Origin of the sequence: Amycolatopsis sp. A133 (assembly GCF_031082405.1) — a bacterium.
GTDB lineage: Bacteria > Actinomycetota > Actinomycetes > Mycobacteriales > Pseudonocardiaceae > Amycolatopsis.
In genome coordinates, this window is sequence record NZ_JAVHJU010000025.1 from 376,911 (window position 1) to 394,918 (window position 18,008).

An 18,008-nucleotide genomic window follows, 5' to 3' on the forward strand; every position below is an offset into this window, starting at 1 on the left:
TTGGTGACCCTTCCCCACCGCGGCCAAAGCGACTCAGCGCCGATCAGCGTTCTCCGGAGCCTCCGAAGAACCCAGCCGCCCGGAAGCCCACTCGGTGACCCGCCGAGCCACGTCCTGAGCCGTCAACCCGATCCGGCCCAAGACCTCGTCCCGGCTCCCGTGATCGTGAAAAGACTGCGGCACAGCCAGATCCCGCAACGGCACATCACACTCGGCATCCCGGAACAACGCAGCCAACGCCGACCCGAACCCACCATGCCGCCCGCTGTCCTCGACCGTCACCACCAGCTTGTGCTGCGCCGCCAGCGCCACCAGCTCGGCCGGCACCGGCAGCACCCAGCGCGGGTCCACCACGGTGACCCCGATGCCCTGATCGGCCAGCCGATCCGCGGCCGCCAGCCCGAGCGTCGCGAACGCGCCCACCGTCACGAGCAGCACGTCCGCACCGTGGGACGGGCGCCGCAGCACGTCCACCGTGCCGATCCGCTCCACCGCCGTCACGTCCGTGCCGACCTTGCCCTTCGAGAACCGCAGCGCGGTCGGCCCGTCGGACACCTCGACGGCTTCGCGCAGCTCCTCGCGCAGCGTCCCCGGGTCGCGCGGCGCCGCCACCCGCATCCCCGGCACCATGCCGAGCAGCGAGAGGTCCCACATGCCGTGGTGGCTCGGCCCGTCCGGCCCGGTGATGCCGGCCCGGTCGAGCACCAGCGTCACCGGCAGGCGGTGCAGCGCGACATCCATCAGCACCTGGTCGAACGCGCGGTTGAGGAACGTCGAGTAGATCGCCACCACCGGGTGCAGCCCGCCCATCGCGAGCCCGGCGGCCGAGGTGACCGCGTGCTGCTCGGCGATGCCGACGTCGTACCAGCGGTCCGGGAACGCCTCGGCGAACTTGTCCAGCCCGGTGGAACGCAGCATCGCCGCGGTGATGGCGACGACGTCCTCGCGGTCGGCGCCGATCTTCGCCAGCTCGTCGCCGAACACGCCGGTCCAGCTCGGGCCCTTCACCGGCGGCAGGCCGGTCTCCGGGTCGATCGGGTCGGTCTGGTGCATCTGGTCGTGCTCGTTGTTCACCGCCGGCGCGTAACCGTGGCCCTTCTCGGTGACCACGTGCACGATCACCGCGCCGCCGAACGCCTTCGCGCTGTGCAGGGCCTTTTCCAGCGCCACCTGGTCGTGGCCGTCGACCGGGCCGAGGTACTTCAGGCCGAGGTCGGAGAACATCGCCTGCGGGCTCAGCGCGTCCTTCAGGCCGGCCTTCGCGGCGTGCAGCGCGGCGTAGATCGGCTTGCCGACGACCGGGGTGTGCTTGAGGATCTCGCGGCCGCCGTCGAGGAGCCGCTCGTAGCCGGGCTGCAGGCGCAGCGCCGCGAGGTGGTCGGCCAGGCCGCCGATGGTCGGCGAGTACGAGCGGCCGTTGTCGTTGATCACGATGACGACCGGGCGGTCCTTGTGCGCGGCGATGTTGTTGAGCGCCTCCCAGCACATGCCGCCGGTGAGCGCGCCGTCGCCGACGACGGCGATCGCGTGCCGCCCGCCGCCGGCCAGCTCGAACGCCTTCGCCAAACCGTCCACATAGGACAGACCGGAGGAGGCGTGGCTGCTCTCCACCCAGTCGTGTTCACTCTCCGCGCGCGACGGGTAACCGGTGAGCCCGCCGGTCTGGCGGAGCAGGTCGAACCCGGCCGCGCGGCCGGTGACGAGCTTGTGCACGTACGCCTGGTGACCGACGTCCCACACGATCGCGTCGCGGGGCGAGTCGAACACGCGGTGCAGCGCCAGGGTCAGCTCGACGACGCCGAGGTTCGGCCCCAGGTGGCCGCCCGCCCGCCGGACCTTGTCGACGAGGAAGTCCCGGATCTCGGCGGCCAGTTCGCCGAGGTCCTCGACACTCATGCGCTTCAGGTCCGCCGGTCCGCTCACGGACTCCAGCATCGTCACTCGTCTCCACCTCACTCGCTCGGTTCCGGCCAGTCTACGGAGACCCGCTAGAGCGGGGCCGCAGGCCGCGTCGGGCGTCACAGCCGGAGCGCAACCGCAGGTCATCACGCGGGGTGAACCTCGTCTCCCCGCGTCGCTGTGGCGGTCACGCCGCGTGGCCACGAGAATGGCCGCATGGCGGATTTTTTCATCGGCGGCGAATGGGTGGACGCGGTGGACGGCGGCCGGCGGGAGATCCGCTGCCCGGCCGACGGCTCGCTGGTCGCGACGGTCGCCGAAGGCACCGCCAAGGACACCGGGGCCGCCATCGCGGCGGCGCGCCGGGCGTTCGACACCGGCCCGTGGCCCGGCACACCCGCGCACCAGCGCGGTGACCTGCTGCTGCGTGCGGCCGAGCTGCTGGACCGCGACGCGGAGGCGTTCGCCCGCGCCGAGTCGCTCGACACCGGCAAGCGCCTGGTCGAGAGCCGCTACGACATGGCCGACATCGCCGCCTGCCTGCGCTACTTCGGCAAGCTCGCGGCGCAGGACGCCGGACGCGTCGTCGACACCGGCAACCCGGACGCGGTCAGCCGGATCGTGCACGAGCCGGTCGGCGTCTGCGGTCTGATCACGCCCTGGAACTACCCGCTGCTGCAGACCGTGTGGAAGATCGCACCGGCGCTGGCCGCGGGCAACACGTTCGTGCTCAAGCCGAGCGAGCTGACCCCGCACACGGCGATCCTGTTCCTCAAGCTGCTCACCGAGGCCGGCCTGCCGCCGGGCGTGGGCAACCTGGTGCTCGGCGCGGGCGCGGAGGCCGGCGCGCCGCTGGCTTCGCACCCGGACGTCGACCTCGTGTCGTTCACCGGCGGGCTCGCGACCGGGAAGGTGATCGCCGCGGCGGCCGCGGCCACGGTCAAGAAGGTGGCGCTGGAGCTGGGCGGGAAGAACCCGAACGTGGTGTTCGCCGACGCCGACTTCGAGACCGCGGTCGACTACGCGCTGACGGCGGTGTTCCTGCATTCGGGCCAGGTGTGCTCGGCGGGTGCGCGGCTGATCGTCCAGCGGGAGTGGCACGACGAGTTCGTCGACGAGCTGGTCCGCCGCGCCGAGCGGATCCGCCTGGGCGGCCCGTTCGACCCGCAGGCGGAAACCGGCCCGCTGATCTCGGCGGCGCACCGGGAGAAGGTCGAGGCGTACGTGGCGGCCGCGCTGGCCGAGGGCGCGGTGCTGCGCACGGGCGGCCGCCGCCCGGACGACCCGGCCCTGCAGGACGGCTGCTACTACCTGCCGACCATCCTCGACCAGGTGAAACAGGGTTCGTCGGCGGTGGTGGAGGAGTCGTTCGGCCCGGTGCTGACGGTCGAGACGTTCACCGACGAGGACGACGCGGTCCGCATCGCCAACGACACGCACTACGGCCTGGCCGGCGCGGTGTTCACCCAGGACGCCGGGCGCGCCCAGCGCGTGGCGGGACGGCTGCGCCACGGGACGGTGTGGATCAACGACTTCCACCCGTACCTGCCCCAGGCGGAGTGGGGCGGCTACAAGCAGTCCGGCTTCGGCCGCGAGCTGGGTCCGACGGGGCTGGCGGAGTACACCGAGGTCAAGCACATCTACCAGAACCTGCGGCCGGCGCCGCAGCACTGGTTCGCGGGCTGAGCTGCTCGGCGGCCCGAGCGCCGGTCTGCAGCGCGGGCCACCGAACCACCACCGGCGATTCAGGACAGCAGCGCCACGCACTCCACGTGGTGGGTCATCGGGAACGCGTCGAACGCCCGCAGGTCCGTCAGCGAATACCCGTGGGCGGTGAAGGTCGCCACGTCGCGGGCCAGCGCCGCCGGGTCGCAGGCGACGTACACGATCCGGTCGGGTGCCCCCGCCACGATCGACTCCACGACCCCCTTGCCCGCGCCCTTGCGGGGCGGGTCCAGCACCACCACGTCGACCGGCTTGTCCGCCGTCGCCAGGACGTGCTCCACGCGCCCGGCGTGCCACGAAACCTGCGGCAGGTCGGCGAGGTTGCGCTCGCCGTCGGCGACCGCGCGCCGGCCGGACTCCACCGCCAGCACCCGGCCCGCCGCGCCGACCTGGGTCGCCAGCACCGACGCGAACAGCCCGACCCCGGCGTAGAGATCCCAGGCCGACCCGCCCGCCGGCGCTTCCGCCCACTCCGCCACGACCGCGGCCAGCGTCGACGCCGCCGCCGGGTGGACCTGCCAGAAACCGTGCGCGTCCAGGCGCCAGTCGCGGCCCGCCGCGTGCTGGACCGCGATCCCGCCGCTCAGCTGCCGCGCCCGCACCTTGCCGCGCACCGTCGACAGCTCCCGCACGTGGACGCCGCCGTCGCCGTCCTGGGTGACCTCCAGCTCGCTGCCCGGCCGCCAGCGCCGCGCCAGGACGTCGTCGAGCTCGCCGGGCACCGCGATCGGGCAGTCGTCCAGGGCCACCACCCGGTGGCTGTGGTGGGCCCGCAGCCCCGCACGTCCTTCCCCGTCGGCGACCAGCCGGACGCGGCTGCGCCAGTCCAGCGGCCCGCCCTCGAGGGCTTCCACGACGACGTCCCGCTCGATGCCGGCCAGCCGCTGCAGCTGCTCCGCGACCACCGCCGCCTTCAGCGAGCGCTGGTAGCCCGGGTCGGCGTGCTGCCAGTCGCAGCCGCCGCAGCCGCCGGGCACCGCGAGCGGGCACGGCGGCTCGACCCGGAACTCCGAGGCCGAGAGCACCTCGACCGCGTCGCCGCGGCAGAACGACCCGCCGTTGTCCTCGGTCACCTGGACGCGGACGCGCTCGCCCGGCAGCGCGTGCCGGACGAACACGACCCGTCCTTCGGCGCGGGCCACGCAGTGGCCGCCGTGCGCCACCGCGCCGACCTCCACCTCGAGGACCCGGCCCAGCCAGCTGGTCATTCTGCGGGCTCCTTGGGCTTCGGCGCCGTGACCGGCTTGCCGTTGGGCGAGAAGCCGCGGCGGACGTCGCCGGCCGCGGGCCGTTCGTTGCGGACGCGCGCGGCCGCCTTGGCCGACGACTCCAGCTGCCACGGCACGCTCGCCACGATGACGCCGGACTGGAACAGCAGGCGGCCCTTGAGCCGCAGCGCGCTCTGGTTGTGCAGCACCTGCTCCCACCAGTGCCCGACCACGTACTCCGGGATGAACACGGTGACCACGTTGCGCGGGTTGTCGCCGCGCACGCGCTTCACGTAGTCGAGGACCGGTTTCGTGATCTCGCGGTAGGGCGACTCGACGACCTTCAGCGGCACCTTGAAGTTGTGCGCGTCCCACTCGGCGGTGAGCCGGCGCGTGTCCGCATCGTCCACGTTGACCGTCACGGCCTCGAGGACGTCCGGGCGCATCGCCTTGGCGTAGGCCAGCGCGCGCAGCGTCGGACGGTGCAGTTTGGACACCAGGACGATGGCGTGGTTGCGCGAAGGCAGCACGGTCGGGGTGTCGCCGAGGTCCTTCAGCTCGTCGGCGACGCGGTCGTAGTGCCGCCGGATCGCCGTCATCAACGCGAAGATGGCCACCATCGCGGCGATCGCGATCCACGCGCCGAGCAGGAACTTGGTGATCAGCACGATCACCAGGACGGTCGCGGTCATGGTGAGGCCGATGGCGTTGACCGTCTGCGAGCGCCGCATCCGCCGCCGCGCGGCCGGGTCGGTTTCCCGGGCCAGCAACCGGTTCCAGTGCCGGATCATGCCGGCCTGGCTCACCGTGAACGACACGAACACGCCCACGATGTACAGCTGGATGAGCCGGGTGACCTCGGCGTCGAAGGCGATGATCAGGACCAGCGCGAACGCCGACAGGAACAGAATCCCGTTGGAGAACGCGAGCCGGTCGCCGCGGGTGTGCAGCTGCCGCGGCAGGTAGCGGTCCTGCGCGAGGATCGAGCCCAGCACCGGGAAGCCGTTGAACGCGGTGTTCGCGGCCAGCAGCAGGATGATGCCGGTGGAGAAGGAGATGTAGTAGAAGGCCGGCGGGAAGTCGGCGAACACCGCGTGCGCGATCTGCGCGACGATCGTCTTCTGCTCGTAGCCGGCGGGCGCGCCGGCGAGCTGCGTGGCCGGGTCCTCGGCGAACTTGACGTCGGTGATCGTGGCGAGGGTGATGATGCCGACCAGCATGGTGACCGCGAGCACGCCCATCATCAGCAGCGTCGTCGCCGCGTTCTTCGACTTGGGCTTCTGGAACGCCGGGACGCCGTTGCTGATCGCCTCGACCCCGGTCAGCGCCGCCGCGCCGGAGGAGAACGCCCGCAGCACCAGGAACGCGTAGGCCACGCCGGCGAAGGTCCCCTCGGCGTTCAGCGTGAACCCGGCGCTCTCGGCCTTCATCTCGGTGCCGGTGGCCGCCTGGACCAGGCCCCACACGACCATGACCAGAATGCCGGCGATGAACCCGTACGTCGGGATCGCGAAGGCCTTGCCCGACTCGCGGATGCCGCGCAGGTTCAGCGACGTCAGCACGACGACGATGACGATCGAGGCCAGCACCTTGTGCTGCGCCACCCACGGCACCGCGGACCCGATGTTGGCCACACCGGACGAAGTGGACACTGCGACGGTCAGCACGTAGTCGACGAGCAGCGCGCTCGCCACGGTCAGCCCGAACTTCCCGCCCAGGTTGGTGTTGGCGACCTCGTAGTCGCCGCCGCCGCTCGGGTAGGCGTGCACGTTCTGCCGGTAGGACGCGACGACGACCAGCATGACGAGGGCGACCATGATGCCGATCCACGGCGCCAGCGCGTAGGCGGACAGGCCCGCCACGCTCAAGGTCAGGAAGATTTCCTCCGGCGCGTACGCCACGCTCGAGAGCGCGTCGGACGCGAAGATCGGCAGCGCGATGCGCTTGGGCAGCAGCGTGTGGGCCAGCCGGTCACTGCGGAACGGACGTCCGAGGACCAGGCGTTTCAGCACGGTCGGGAACTTCGACACCACGGAAGCCTAACGGGCGGCGCGCAGGGTAGGTTCGGCGCTGGCATGTCGGGTAGGTACGGACGGGTAACCGCCGAGGAGGAGGCAGGGCGTGCACGTGGTGATCATGGGGTGCGGCCGGGTCGGCGCGTCCCTGGCCGCTGCGCTGGAGCGGCTCGGCCACGAGGTGGCCGTCATCGACAAGAACCAGCAGGCGTTCCGCCGGCTCGGCAGCGACTTCCACGGCCAGCAGGTCGTCGGCGTCGGGTTCGACCGCAAGGTGCTGATCGAAGCGGGCATCGAGCGGGCCGGCGCGTTCGCCGCGGTGTCCAGCGGAGACAATTCGAACATCATTTCGGCCCGGGTCGCCCGGGAGAACTTCGGCATCGAGCACGTCGTCGCGCGGATCTACGACCACAAGCGCGCGGCCGTGTACGAGCGGCTGGGCATCCCGACGGTGGCGACCGTGCCGTGGACGACGGACCGGTTCCTGCGGTCGCTCCTGCCGGACGGCGTCGCGTCGGCGTGGCGCGACCCGTCGGGCAACGTCGCGCTGCTGCAGCTGCCGCTGCACGAGGGCTGGGTCGGGCACTCGGTGAAGTCCCTGCAGCAGGCGAGCGGCGCGCGGGTGGCGTTCATCATGCGGATGGGCACCGCCGTGCTGCCGGACGTCAAGACCGTGCTGCAGGCCGACGACGTCGTGTGGGTGGCCGCGCGCTCCGGCACCATCACCGACGTGACGAGTGTGGCCAACCGCGAACCGGAGGACGAGGCATGAGGGTCGCGATTGCCGGCGCCGGGGCGGTCGGCCGCTCCATCGCCGCCGAGCTGATCGACGGCAGGCACCAGGTGATGCTCATCGAGCGCGAGGCCGACCAGTTCGAGCCGCACGCCGTCGAGCAGGCCGACTGGGTGCTCGGCGACGCCTGCGAGGTGTCGATCCTGGAGGAGTCCGGGATCGAGCAGTGCGACGTGGTGATCGCCGCGACCGGCGACGACAAGGCCAACCTGGTGGTGTCGCTGCTGGCCAAGACGGAGTTCGCGGTGCGGCGCGTGGTGGCCCGGGTGAACAACCCGGCCAACGAGTGGCTGTTCACCGACGCGTGGGGCGTCGACGTGGCGGTGTCGACCCCCCGGATGCTCGCGGCGATGGTCGAGGAGGCGGTCAGCGTCGGCGACCTGGTGCGCCTGATGACGTTCCGCCAGAGCAACGCGAACCTCGTCGAGCTGACCCTGCCGGCGGAGACGCCCCTGGCGGGCAAGCCGGTGAGCGACCTGATGATCCCCCGGGACGCCGCCCTGGTGACCATCCTGCGCGGGGACCGGGTGATCGTGCCCCAACCGGAGGACCCCCTGGAGCCGGGCGACGAGCTGCTGTTCGTGGCGACCGCGGACGTCGAGCCTGAGATCCGGACGGCGCTCGGGTACTGAGACCGACGGAAAGGCCCCCTGCGAGTTTGCAGGGGGCCTTTCTCGTGGCTTCGGAGGGGTTGCGGCGTTGCCTCGGTCACCGAAACTGTCGGTGGCAGCCGGTAGTGTGGAAACCGGGGGGCGCCCCGCGCGGCCCTGGCTTCGGGGCCCGGCTGATGCCCCTCGAATCACGAGTCATGCCCCTGCAGTCACGCGTGATGCCCCTGGAATCACGAGTGATGCCTCTTCCGCCACGCCGCTCGGCGTGATCCGGGCCGGAACTCGCGTGATTGAACCCGTATCTCGCGTGACTGAGCACGTATCTCGCGTGATTGGACCCGTATCTCGCTTGATTGAGCGCGCGACTCGCGTGATTGAGCGCGCGACTCGCGTGATTGGGCGGGCATCTCGCGTGACTGGGGAGGCATCTCGCGTGATCAGGGGGGCATCACGCGAGATCGGCCGCGGACGCGGCGAAACTGTCGGTGCCTGCCGGTAGAGTCGAAAACGGGGGGCGCCCCCGCGCGGGTCAGGCTTCGGGAGCTGCGTACTTCTCGCGCAGGCGAGCCTCGACCTCCGCGTCGGTCTCCGGGGCGGGCTCGGCTTCGGCCAGTGCCTTCAGGCGCTTGTCCGAGCGCCGGACCGCCCATACGACCACCAGCAGGCCCAGTGCGTACAGCGGGTAGCCCATCGCGATCTTCGCGAAGGCCAGCCAGCCGGTGTAGTCCTCCTGGTAGAGCCACCGCTGCACGACGAACCGGGCCGCGAAGATCGCCGCCATGGCCAGGGTGGCGACGTCGTAGCCGTAGCGGGACGGCTTGTCCTTGCGCCAGGCCTGGCCGGTTCCGTTGAGCATGTTCCAGACCACGCCCGCGATCGGCCGGCGCACCACCACCGACAGCACGAAGATGCCGCAGTAGATCAGGCTCGCGTAGATCCCGAACAGGAAGAACCCCTTCGCCGACCCCGTGCGGTAGGCGATGAACGCCGCGATCGCGACGCCGAAGAACCCCGAGATCGCCGGCTGCAGGGGCTCCTTGCGGACCAGCCGCAGCACGGTGATGGCCACGGCGCTGCCGATCGACGTCCAGATGGCCGCGGTCAGCCCGAAGATCGCGTTCGCCAGCACGAAGACGATCACCGGCACCGACGAGTAGATCAGGCCGGACACGCCGCCCATCTGCTCGAGCAGAGTGGGCTGCGGCTCGTCCGCGTCGGTCTTCTTCTCGCTCGGGGCGGGTTCAGTCACGATGGGTGATCAACTCACTGGGCTCTGGAGCTCGTAATAGGGGTTGTACAGCACCTTCTGGCCGTCACGCTCGGCCATCCGGCCGCGCACCTTGATCGTCCGGCCAGGCTCGATGCCCGGGATCCGGCGGCGGCCGAGCCAGATTAGCGTCACGCCCTGTGTTCCGTCGAACAGCTCGGCCTCCAGCGTGGCGGCCTCGTTGGTCGGGCAGAGCTCGACGCTGCGGAGCCGTCCCATCACGGTGACCTCTTCGCCCGAGCGGCAGTCACAAGCCCGCTGCGCGCCCTCGGCGCCCGACCTCATCGACATCTCGTCGGCGTCGAGATCCTCGACGTCGCTGGTCAGCTTGCGAACCAACCGGCTGAAGTAGCCGCCGTCTTTGGCGGACATAGGTGCTCCTGTGCTCCGGGGCCGCCCCCGACGTGGTGCGTGCGGCCCGTGCGATTCCAGCGTAGCTGCGGTCCCCGCCAGGGAAACGCCTTTGCGCAAGGATTGCAACGTGACGTCCGCAATCAGAGTTCCCGCCGCGGTGCTGCTGCCCGGTACCGGCTCGGACGAGGTGTTCGTCCGGGCCGTCTTCGCCGGGCCGCTGCGCGCCCTCGGTGTCCCGCTCGTCGCGCCACCGCCGCCCCCGGGCGCGGCGCTCGCCGACGGCTACCTGGCCACGCTCGACGCGCTCGCGGACGAACACGGCGCCCTGCTCGTGGGCGGCATCTCGTTCGGCGCCCACCTCGCCGCGGAGTGGGCGGTGCGCAATGCGGCCCGTTGCGGGGGCCTGCTGGCCGCGCTCCCGGCCTGGAACGGCGTCCCGGGCCCGGCACCCGCTTCGCAGGCCGCGACGCTGACGGCGGATCTGGTGGCCGGTTCCGGGGTCGGTGCCGCACTGGCCCAGACCGAAGGCAGCCCGGGCTGGCTGCGGGCGGAACTGGACCGGGCGTGGCGGCGGCACGGCGCCGGGCTGGCCGGCAGCCTGCGCGTCGCGGCGGGCCGTCCCGCCCCCACCCTCGGCGAGCTGGCGGCGCTGGACGTCCCGGCCGGCATCGGCACGTGCACCGACGACCCGGTGCACCCGACGAAAGTCGCATCGGCGTGGGCGAGCGCACTCCCCCGCGCCGCCCTCGGCGAGACGACGCTCACGGCGCTGGGCGCGGACCGCGAGTCCCTCGGCCGGGCGACCGTCCTGGCGTTCCTGAAGACGCTGCGTCCCGGAAAGCTGCGGTCCTGAAAAGCCGGAGGCCGCCACCGGGCGTCCGGTGGCGGCCTCCGAACGGGCTTCAGCCCTGCTGCTGCTGGGCCGCGATGTGCTCGGCGACCGCCTCGGGCAGCGTGATGGTCAGCGGGGTCCGGACCGGCATGGGGGCGTCGCCGCGGTCGACGATGGTCCGCCGCACGATGTCGCGCAGCACCTCGACGGCTCCGGCGGCCTCCGACTGGGGCCCGGCGATGACGCCGCGCAACATCCAGCGGGGCCGGTCGACGCCGACGAAGCGCAGGGCGACGTCGCCGATGATGGCCGAGATCTCCAGGCCCCACACGCCGCGGCCGATGGTGACCTTGGCGCCGTCGGCCCGCAGCTGGTCGGCCAGCTCGGCGCTGACCTCCCCCCACAGCCCGCCCGAGCGCGGCGCGGCGTACGCGCTGACCGTGATCTGGCCCTGCTCGGTGACGACGTGCACGGCGCGCACGCCCCCGGCCTCCGGGTCCATCTCGACCTGGACCTGGGAACCGTCGGGCACCGGCACCTTCACCGAGCCGAGGTCGATCCGCGGGATGCCGTCGTCGTCGAAGTCGGCCACGTCGTACGGGCCGTCGGAAACGTCCGAAAGCTCCGCTTCCTCGTCGTACGCCTCGTCCCCGATCGTGTCGTCGGCCTCGGGCGCGGCGTGCCGTCCCGCGGACCCGCCCTCGGTCCGCCGCTTGCGTCCGAAAATCCCCACTACTTCTCCGTTCCTTCCCCCGTGGCGGCGCTCGCGGCGAGCGCCGGTGCTCCCAGTGTGGCGTGTCCACCCGTGGAGCCGTAGCCTCCGTCGCCCCGCTCGGTCGCGTCGAGCCGGTCGACCTCGACGAACTCCGCGTGCTCGACCCGCTGCACGACCAGCTGGGCGATGCGGTCGCCGCGCGTCAGCTCCACCGGGTGCACCGGGTCGTGGTTGATCAGGCAGATCTTGATCTCCCCGCGGTAGCCGGCGTCGATCGTGCCCGGGGTGTTCACCACCGAGAGGCCGACCCGGGCGGCCAGGCCGGACCGCGGGTGGACGAACCCCGCGTACCCGGGCGGGAGCGCGATCGCGACGCCGGTGCCGACGACACCGCGTTCCCCGGGCCCGAGCACGATATCCGAGGTGGTGACGAGATCGGCGCCCGCGTCGCCCGGTCGGGCGTAGGCGGGCAGCGGGACATCCGGATCGAGCCGGGAGAGGAGTACCTGAACGCTGGACACGGGCGGCGAGATTACTCTCTACCCGTGGGTGAATCAGCGAAGACGGCCGCGAACGCCGCGGTCCGGCACTCCGAACGGCTGTACGTCCCGTGGTGGGGCTGGCCGCTGCCGGTGCTGGGCGCGGTGCTGCTCGCGGCGGAGATCGACCTCGGGTACCCGGGGATCCGGGCGTGGCTGCCGTACGTGATCGCGTTGCCGGTCGTCGTGGCGCTGCTGCTGTCGCTGGGCCGGTCGAAGGTCCGGATCACCGGGGGTGCCGAGCCGGAGCTGTGGGTCGGCGACGCGCACCTGCCGCTGCGCTACGCGGGCGAGGTGGAGATCTTCGACAAGGACGCCAAGCGCAAGGCCCTCGGGCGCGACGGCGATCCCGCCGCGTACGTGCTGCACCGCGGCTGGGTCGGCCCGGTCGTGAAGGTCCGCCTCACCGACGCGGCCGACCCGACGCCGTACTGGCTGTTCAGCACCCGGCACCCCGAGCGCGTCGCCGAGCTGCTGAAAGGCGCCTGACCCCGGACGTGGAAGGGGGCCGGCCTGCCGGCCGGCCCCCTTGTCCCCAGCGCGCTTCGAGCCTCCCCCTCGGTCCTCGAGGCTCTCCGTCGCGTCTGTTCGTCCCCTGTTCCGAGAACCCCTCTGCGCGGTCAGGCGCAGTCGCGGCAGATCAGGCGTCCGCCGCTGTCCTCGGCCAGCCGGCTGCGGTGGTGCACCAGGAAGCACACGGAGCAGGTGAACTCGTCCGCCTGCTTCGGCACCACCTTCACGGTCATGTCCTCACCGGAAAGCCCGGAAAGGTCGGCACCCGGCAGCTCGAAGTTCTCGGCGGTCGCGTCCTCGTCGACGTCGACGACGCCGGACTGGTTCTCGTTGCGCCGGGCCTTGAGCTCCTCCAACGAGTCTTCGGCCAGCTCGTCGGCTTCGCTGCGGCGCGGAGCGTCGTAGTCGGTAGCCATGTGTCCCTCACCCCTGCGATCAGCTTGTGTAGTCGTTTTCCCGGATTCGCGGATGCGCCCGCGAGTCCGCCGTGCCGCTGGTCAACGTTCCAGGGCCCTCGTTTGTGCCCGACGGCCGAAGTGACCGAGGTCTCTTCTTTTTGCGCCTCTTCCTGCGGCCGGAGCCCGGGAAGGGTAGCTCACCGCTGTCCGGGTTCTGCAACGAGTCAGACATTGCCGGGCAATCGTCACCCGACAGGGGGAACCCGCAGGTAAGACGCGTTGTCGTCCGTTCGGGTTGCGCCCGGGTGGAGAACTTCACGCGCGACCCGCGTCCGCTTGCCCCCGCCGACCCCGCCGTGGTGCGATCGCTGCACGGGGATCGGATGTTTCGGCGGGGTGACCCGGGACCACCCGCGCGGGCCGCAACGCCTAGGCTGATCGGCCTCGACGGTGCCCGGTACGCACGGTCGGTTTCGTGTTCGGGAAGGGACGGGCAGGTGGCGTCGGGGAACGGCATCGGGGACCGTAGGGCTCGGCCGTATCGCAAGCACAAGCCGCTGCCGGCGCTGATCGTCATCGGCGTGCTCGCCCTCGGCGCGATCATCGTCTGGGTGAATGCGGCGATCGGCAAGGGCGACGTCGACGAGGCGGTCAAGTGCGACCCGCCCCCGAGCCCGCCACCGGGTGTCACGTTCAGCACCCTCCCCCACAGCGCGCTCGACGACCGCAGCCCCGTCCCGCCGGACAAGGTCGCCTACCGGGTCCTCAACGCCTCGGGCAGCCGCGGCCAGGGCGGCATCACCACGACCGCCCTGAAGGAACTCGGGTTCACCAGCGCCGCGGAACCGGCCAACGACCCGGCCTACGAGAACCGCGAAGCCAAGTGCCGCGGCCAGATCCGCTTCGGCGAGAACGGCAGCACCGCGGCCCGGACGCTCAGCCTCGTCGTCCCCTGCGCCGAGCTGGTCCAGGACAACCGCAAGGACGCGAGCGTCGACGTGGTGACGGGCACCCTGTTCGGTGACCTCCGGCCCCGCGCCGAGGCCCGCCAGATCGTCACCCAGCTCGCCGACTGGTCCAAGACCCACCAGGGCGGCGGCACGAACGAGCAGTCCGCGGGCGCGAAGGCCCCGGTCGTCGACCAGACGCTGCTGGCCTCGGCCCGCGACGTCGAGTGCTGACCCCGCCCCGTAAGTCCTGATCGCCGAAGGTCGAACTCACCCGGACGGATCGATCGGCGTACCCGGAGAGCCGGCCATCCCGGTCAGCGGGACAGGCTCAGACCTCTGCCGCGCCGCAGTCCGCCAGTGCCTTCCGCAGCGGGTCCGCGATCGACGGGGCCGCCGCGTACGTCGCGTCCGCGCCCAGATCCGCCGCCGCGCCCGGGAGCGCCACCTCCGCGCCCGCCTCGGCCGCGATCAGCGCTCCCGCCGCCCAGTCCCAGCGGTTGAGCCCGTGCTCCACGTACGCGTCCAGCCAGCCCGCCGCCACCGCGCACAGGTCCAGCGACGCCGCCCCGTTGCGGCGGATGTCCCGGACCCGGCCCAGCAGCTCCGCCGCGAAGCGCGACTGACGCACCCGCCGCTCCGGCGAGTACGCAAAACCGGTTCCGACCAGCGTCACTTCCAGGCTCGGCGGCGCCGACACCGCCAGCCGGCGGCCGTCCAGGAACGCGCCCTGCCCGCGGGCCGCCGACCACACTCGGCCGCTCGCCGGCTCCACGACCGCGCCGGCTACCGACACGCCGCCGACCTGCGCGGCGATCGACACCGCGAACCACGGCAGCCCGTAGAGGAAGTTGACCGTCCCGTCGATCGGGTCGACCACCCACGTCACACCGTCGCCGGCCGCGCCGCCGCCTTCCTCACCCAGCACCGGCTCTCCCGGCCGCAGTGCGGCCAGCCGGTCGCGCACCAGGCGTTCCGACTCGTGGTCCACCGCGGTCACCACATCGGTGGCCCCGGACTTGGTGCCCACGGCGACCGCGCGGCCGTCCGCCATGCCTGCCCAGGCCTCGCGGACCAGGGCGGCGGCTTCCGTCGCGACCTGCACCGCGACGCTTTTCAGCAACGACTCGTCAACTCCCACGTCCGACATGTCACCACATCCGGTTAAAGTCTCCGAGGCAGGCTTCTGAATCGTGCGAGAAGGGACCACGTCCGTGGTGGAGGCGACCCGCCGAGGTTTCGGCATCGACATCGGCGGCAGCGGGATCAAGGGCGCCTTGGTCGACCTGGACTCCGGACAGCTGATCGGCGACCGGATCCGGATCGAAACGCCGAAGCCGTCCACCCCGTCGGCGGTGGCGGACGTCGTGCACGACATCGTGACGCAGGCGGCCTGGGACGGCCCGGTCGGCGTGACGCTCCCCGCGGTCGTCAAGAAGGGCGTCGCGCACACCGCGGCGAACATCGACAAGCAGTGGATCGGCACCGACGCGGACGCGCTGTTCGCCAAGCGGCTCGGCCGGGGCGTCGACCAGATCGCGATGCTCAACGACGCCGACGCGGCGGGCATGGCGGAGATCCGCTTCGGCGACCCGATCGCGCGCAAGGGCGTGACCGCGCTGCTCACCTTCGGCACCGGCATCGGCAGCGCGGTCTTCCAGGACGGCAAGCTCGTCCCCAACACCGAGTTCGGCCACCTGGAGATCGACGGCCACGACGCGGAGAAGCGCGCGGCCGCCTCGGTGAAGGACAACGAGGGGCTCTCCTACCCCGAATGGGCCAAGCGCGTGCACCGTTATCTGACCGTGCTGGAGAACCTCATCTGGCCCGACTTGTTCATCGTCGGCGGCGGGGTCAGCAAGAAGGCCGAAAAATGGGTGCCGCTGCTGGACATCCGCACTCCGGTGCTGGTGGCGAGCCTGCAGAACAACGCCGGGATCGTCGGCGCCGCGGCCGCCGCGGCCGAGGGCATCCAGCACTGATTCGGCGCTGAGGGTGATCGCTTCGCACCGCATGCGCGTACCGTCGTTACAATGGAACACGGCCCACGGCTGCGGAGGGCAAAACCGCAGGCCGAGGCGTGATCCCCGAATGTGAGGCAGCAGTGGCCCCCGGCCGTTGCTCGTCATGATCGACCGCTGCGAAAGGGCGTAAGTGGCAGCCGCAAGAACCGCAACCCGAGGCGGGACGAAGACAGCGACCGCAGCCGGCGAGCCGGCCGAAGAGGCAGCCACCGGGACGGCGAAGCCAGCGGCGCGCAAGACCACCACTGCCAAGAAGGCTCCGGCCAAGAAGGCACCGGCGAAGAAGCCCGCGACCAAGGGCGCGAAGACCGAAGACGGCGAGCCGGACGGCCCCGCCGACCTCGAGGACGTCGAACTCGACACGCCCGACCTGTCGGAGCTGGAAGAGGTCGAGGTCGACGTCGTCGACGAAACGGTGGCCGACGAGCCGGACGCCGACTCGGCCGACGACGACGATGACGACGACGAGTCCGACGAGGAGACCCCGGCGCAGCGGCGTCGCGGGGCGGCGGCCGACAAGGCCGCGGCCAAGAGCGACAACCCGGACTTCGTCTGGGACGAGGAGGAGTCCGAGGCGCTGCGCCAGGCGCGCAAGGACGCCGAGCTCACCGCGTCCGCCGACTCCGTGCGGGCCTACCTCAAGCAGATCGGCAAGGTCGCGCTGCTGAACGCGGAGGAGGAGGTGGAGCTGGCCAAGCGGATCGAGGCCGGGCTCTACGCCGCCGAGCGCGTGCGCACCGCCGAGGAGGAGGGCGAGAAGCTCGTCACCCAGATGCGCCGCGATCTCAAGTGGATCGTGCGTGACGGCGAGCGCGCCAAGAACCACCTGCTCGAGGCGAACCTCCGGCTCGTGGTGTCGCTGGCCAAGCGCTACACCGGCCGCGGCATGGCGTTCCTGGACCTCATCCAGGAGGGCAACCTCGGCCTGATCCGCGCGGTGGAGAAGTTCGACTACACCAAGGGCTACAAGTTCTCGACGTACGCCACGTGGTGGATCCGCCAGGCGATCACCCGCGCGATGGCCGACCAGGCCCGCACCATCCGCATCCCGGTGCACATGGTCGAGGTCATCAACAAGCTGGGCCGCATCCAGCGCGAACTGCTCCAGGACCTCGGCCGCGAGCCGACCCCGGAAGAGCTCGCGAAGGAAATGGACATCTCCCCGGAGAAGGTCCTGGAGATCCAGCAGTACGCCCGCGAGCCGATCTCGCTGGACCAGACGATCGGCGACGAGGGCGACAGCCAGCTCGGCGACTTCATCGAAGACTCCGAAGCGGTCGTCGCGGTCGACGCGGTGTCGTTCACGCTGCTGCAGGACCAGCTCCAGTCGGTGCTGCAGACGCTGTCCGAGCGCGAGGCGGGCGTGGTCCGGCTGCGCTTCGGCCTCACGGACGGCCAGCCGCGCACGCTCGACGAGATCGGCCAGGTGTACGGGGTGACCCGGGAGCGCATCCGGCAGATCGAGTCGAAGACGATGTCGAAGCTGCGCCACCCGTCGCGGTCCCAGGTCCTGCGGGACTACCTGGACTGATTTCCCTTACGGGACAACGAGAACCCCGCCACCACGGCGAAAGTGGTGGCGGGGTTCTCCGTTTCCGGGATCTTGGGGTCAAGATCACCTGCTCCCTGAGGCGGGGCCTCGCGCGCGTACACGGCCCGGGCAGCTCACGGCACGGCCAGCCCGCGCTCCCGAAGCGACTGCTCGACGCGCAGGCGTTCGATCTCGCGGTCCATGCCCTCCGGCAGCTCCCCGAGCCGGTGCGGCACGCCGACCTGGCGGCAGGCCTGGGTGAGGAGCTCGTCGTACGCCTGCCGGGTGCCGAACCGCCGCGCGGCCGGCGTCCCGGACGGGTAGCCGGCCAGCAGCCGGTGGACGCGGCGCAGGTCCGCGGCGACGCGTTCGATCGGCGGCCCCTCCGGTTGCGGCTCCGCGCGTTTCTCCCGGATCCAGCCGACCAGCTTGGGGACGTGCAGCGCGCACCAGAACAGCACCGTGGGGGCGAGGCACACCACGGCGAAGAGGATCAGGTTCGCAAGGACGCCACCGGCGCCGTCCATCCCCCGATGGTAAGCCCCCGACACCCACCCGGCCGAGGACTTTTCCCGTGATCAGAGGGGCATCACCCGTGATTGGAGGGGCATCTCGCGTGACTGGAGGGGCATCTCGC

At 71.6% G+C, this 18,008-nt stretch carries 18 protein-coding genes; 8 read left to right on the forward strand and 10 right to left on the reverse strand.

All coding sequences use genetic code 11. The annotated features are described in order from the left end of the window. Positions 1–33 precede the first annotated feature (33 nt). Entirely contained in the window at positions 34–1,941 is a 1,908-nt protein-coding gene (dxs, locus tag Q5425_RS20605; protein WP_308673870.1) for a 1-deoxy-D-xylulose-5-phosphate synthase, read from the reverse strand. A 174-nt stretch (positions 1,942–2,115) separates the two neighbouring features. On the opposite strand from dxs, the gene Q5425_RS20610 reads away from it, so the two are divergent. After that, positions 2,116–3,585: an aldehyde dehydrogenase family protein gene (locus Q5425_RS20610; protein WP_308673871.1), complete on the forward strand. Its 1,470-nt coding sequence runs from the start codon at positions 2,116–2,118 to the stop codon at positions 3,583–3,585. 59 nt (positions 3,586–3,644) lie between these two features. On the opposite strand, the gene Q5425_RS20615 is transcribed toward Q5425_RS20610, so the two are convergent. Both Q5425_RS20615 and Q5425_RS20620 read right to left on the reverse strand, forming a co-directional pair. Next, entirely contained in the window at positions 3,645–4,832 is a 1,188-nt protein-coding gene (locus Q5425_RS20615; protein WP_308673872.1) for a TRAM domain-containing protein, read from the reverse strand. Beyond that, positions 4,829–6,862, reverse strand: a complete 2,034-nt coding sequence (locus tag Q5425_RS20620) for an APC family permease (protein ID WP_308673873.1) — start codon at positions 6,860–6,862, stop codon at positions 4,829–4,831. The genes Q5425_RS20615 and Q5425_RS20620 overlap by 4 nt, the downstream gene beginning before the upstream one ends. 91 nt (positions 6,863–6,953) lie before the next feature. Here Q5425_RS20620 and Q5425_RS20625 point away from each other — a divergent pair, with 91 nt between their 5' ends. Further along, positions 6,954–7,619 carry a potassium channel family protein gene (locus Q5425_RS20625; RefSeq protein ID WP_396135199.1) on the forward strand — a complete coding sequence of 222 codons (666 nt, stop codon included), beginning with the start codon at positions 6,954–6,956 and terminating at the stop codon, positions 7,617–7,619. Further along, on the forward strand, positions 7,616–8,272 hold the full coding sequence (locus Q5425_RS20630) for a TrkA family potassium uptake protein (RefSeq protein ID WP_308673874.1): 657 nt from the start codon (positions 7,616–7,618) through the stop codon (positions 8,270–8,272). Before Q5425_RS20625 ends, Q5425_RS20630 begins: the two co-directional genes overlap by 4 nt. A 508-nt stretch (positions 8,273–8,780) precedes the next feature. Here the strand turns inward: Q5425_RS20630 and Q5425_RS20635 are convergent. Both Q5425_RS20635 and Q5425_RS20640 read right to left on the reverse strand, forming a co-directional pair. Further along, the gene (locus Q5425_RS20635; protein ID WP_308673875.1) at positions 8,781–9,500 is read right to left on the reverse strand and encodes a DUF3159 domain-containing protein; all 720 of its coding nucleotides are present in this window, start codon (positions 9,498–9,500) and stop codon (positions 8,781–8,783) included. Between the two features lie 9 nt (positions 9,501–9,509). Further along, the gene (locus Q5425_RS20640; RefSeq protein WP_003074944.1) at positions 9,510–9,890 is read right to left on the reverse strand and encodes an OB-fold nucleic acid binding domain-containing protein; all 381 of its coding nucleotides are present in this window, start codon (positions 9,888–9,890) and stop codon (positions 9,510–9,512) included. A gap of 139 nt (positions 9,891–10,029) precedes the next feature. On the opposite strand from Q5425_RS20640, the gene Q5425_RS20645 reads away from it, so the two are divergent. Then, positions 10,030–10,725 carry an alpha/beta hydrolase gene (locus Q5425_RS20645; protein ID WP_308673974.1) on the forward strand — a complete coding sequence of 232 codons (696 nt, stop codon included), beginning with the start codon at positions 10,030–10,032 and terminating at the stop codon, positions 10,723–10,725. A 49-nt stretch (positions 10,726–10,774) separates the two neighbouring features. On the opposite strand, the gene Q5425_RS20650 is transcribed toward Q5425_RS20645, so the two are convergent. Next, a complete protein-coding gene (locus tag Q5425_RS20650) occupies positions 10,775–11,437 on the reverse strand; it encodes a DUF3710 domain-containing protein (protein WP_308673876.1) in 663 nt (220 codons plus the stop codon). Beyond that, positions 11,437–11,940: a dUTP diphosphatase gene (dut, locus tag Q5425_RS20655; RefSeq protein ID WP_308673877.1), complete on the reverse strand. Its 504-nt coding sequence runs from the start codon at positions 11,938–11,940 to the stop codon at positions 11,437–11,439. The genes Q5425_RS20650 and dut overlap by 1 nt, the downstream gene beginning before the upstream one ends. 24 nt (positions 11,941–11,964) lie before the next feature. On the opposite strand from dut, the gene Q5425_RS20660 reads away from it, so the two are divergent. Next, entirely contained in the window at positions 11,965–12,447 is a 483-nt protein-coding gene (locus Q5425_RS20660; protein ID WP_308673878.1) for a DUF3093 domain-containing protein, read from the forward strand. Positions 12,448–12,578: 131 nt separating this feature from the next. Here Q5425_RS20660 and Q5425_RS20665 read toward each other — a convergent pair whose 3' ends face one another. Continuing rightward, on the reverse strand, positions 12,579–12,887 hold the full coding sequence (locus Q5425_RS20665; RefSeq protein WP_257922628.1) for a DUF4193 domain-containing protein: 309 nt from the start codon (positions 12,885–12,887) through the stop codon (positions 12,579–12,581). 479 nt (positions 12,888–13,366) lie between these two features. Between Q5425_RS20665 and cei the strand changes: the two genes are divergently transcribed. Then, complete coding sequence (cei, locus tag Q5425_RS20670) at positions 13,367–14,050, forward strand: envelope integrity protein Cei (RefSeq protein ID WP_308673879.1); 684 nt, start codon at positions 13,367–13,369, stop codon at positions 14,048–14,050. A 97-nt stretch (positions 14,051–14,147) separates the two neighbouring features. Here the strand turns inward: cei and Q5425_RS20675 are convergent, their stop codons facing one another. Next, positions 14,148–14,966: an inositol monophosphatase family protein gene (locus Q5425_RS20675; RefSeq protein ID WP_308673880.1), complete on the reverse strand. Its 819-nt coding sequence runs from the start codon at positions 14,964–14,966 to the stop codon at positions 14,148–14,150. Positions 14,967–15,030: 64 nt separating this feature from the next. Here Q5425_RS20675 and ppgK point away from each other — a divergent pair, with 64 nt between their 5' ends. Further along, a complete protein-coding gene (gene ppgK / locus Q5425_RS20680; RefSeq protein WP_396135202.1) occupies positions 15,031–15,798 on the forward strand; it encodes a polyphosphate--glucose phosphotransferase in 768 nt (255 codons plus the stop codon). Between the two features lie 172 nt (positions 15,799–15,970). Beyond that, positions 15,971–17,371: an RNA polymerase sigma factor gene (locus Q5425_RS20685; RefSeq protein WP_308673881.1), complete on the forward strand. Its 1,401-nt coding sequence runs from the start codon at positions 15,971–15,973 to the stop codon at positions 17,369–17,371. 134 nt (positions 17,372–17,505) lie between these two features. Here the strand turns inward: Q5425_RS20685 and Q5425_RS20690 are convergent, their stop codons facing one another. Beyond that, positions 17,506–17,898, reverse strand: coding sequence for a hypothetical protein (locus Q5425_RS20690; protein WP_308673882.1), 393 nt, complete (start codon positions 17,896–17,898; stop codon positions 17,506–17,508). Positions 17,899–18,008: the final 110 nt, after the last annotated feature.